Genomic DNA, 1,157 nt, shown 5'->3' with positions numbered 1-1,157 from the left:
GGCAACACCAAAACAGGTTATGGATTTCCGACCATCTAAGGGAATCACCACAGCACAGAGCAACGAGCACCAACGCCGTTGGACGGAAAAGGGTTGGGGATCCGCTGAAGCGACAGGCAACTACGACCGCAGCCGTGAGCGGCTCAACTTCGAGATTCGGGGCGGCAAGGTCTGTCCCATTGACAAGAGCCGAAGCATCCCGGAGCGCATGGCTGACATCCTGCGGAGCCGTGGAATCAAAGACCCCAACGAGGGACTGGCAGAGCCGCGCTTCCGCACTGTGGTCAATTTCATCTTCGGAGGCTCTCGTGAGCGTATGACGGAACTGGCATTCGGTGACCAGAAGGTGGATCTGACTCATGGAGCGGACAATTCGCATCTTACCCGATGCAAGGACATTGAGGAATGGGCAAAGGATGTTTACCGCTTTGTTGCGGACAAATACGGTGAGGAGAACATCGTCGCTTTCATCGTACACTTGGACGAAACCAATCCGCACGTCCACTGCACCCTCTTGCCAATCAAGGACGGCAAGTTTGCGTACAAGCAGATATTTGCCGGAAAGGACAAGTACGAGTTTTCTGCCAGGATGAAAGCCCTGCACAGCGAGTTCGCCGAGGTCAACAAGCGTTGGGGCATGGAGCGCGGGACTTCTGTTTCAGAGACGGGAGCACGCCACCGCACCACCGAAGAGTACCGCCGCCAGCTGTCAGAACAGTGCACCACCATTGAGCAGTCCGTCGCCGCCCATCAGCGGACACTCGCCTCGCTCCAGTCGGACATCCGTCTGGCAGAGCGGAGAGTAAAAGGACTCACCTCAATGGTCAACAACCTCTTGCAGGAGAAGGCTGAGAAGGAGGCGGCACTTGCTGAATTGCATCGGCAGATTCTTGCGGGTCACGACAATCCTGATGCTCTCCGTCAGCAAGTCCAAGAGCTGGAGCAGGAACTGTCCACTATCCAGTCGAAACTGGACGACAAGAAGGAAAAGCTCTCAGAGGCTGACCGCAAGCTCGATGCCCTGCGTGAGGAGATGACCGCCATGAAAGAGCGCACGGAGGAGTTGCGGCAGGAGGCACACAGATATTCCGATACTATCCGACAAGGTGCGGACACCGTTCTCAGAAATGCCCTTCTCGAAAACATGGTCAGCGAGT

1 protein-coding gene is annotated in these 1,157 nt (G+C 56.2%); it reads left to right on the top strand.

The features are described 5' to 3' along the window. The coding region (mobV, locus tag DXA05_RS26100) for a MobV family relaxase (RefSeq protein ID WP_128859787.1) at nucleotides 1-1,157 on the top strand (1,157 nt) is incomplete at both ends.

Origin of the sequence: Bacteroides sp. AM54-2NS (genome assembly GCF_003602935.1) — a bacterium.
In the GTDB taxonomy this organism is placed as follows: Bacteria; Bacteroidota; Bacteroidia; order Bacteroidales; family Bacteroidaceae; genus Bacteroides; species Bacteroides xylanisolvens.
Note: the sequence above shows the minus strand (reverse complement) of the source record. Positions and strands in the feature narration are given on the sequence as shown.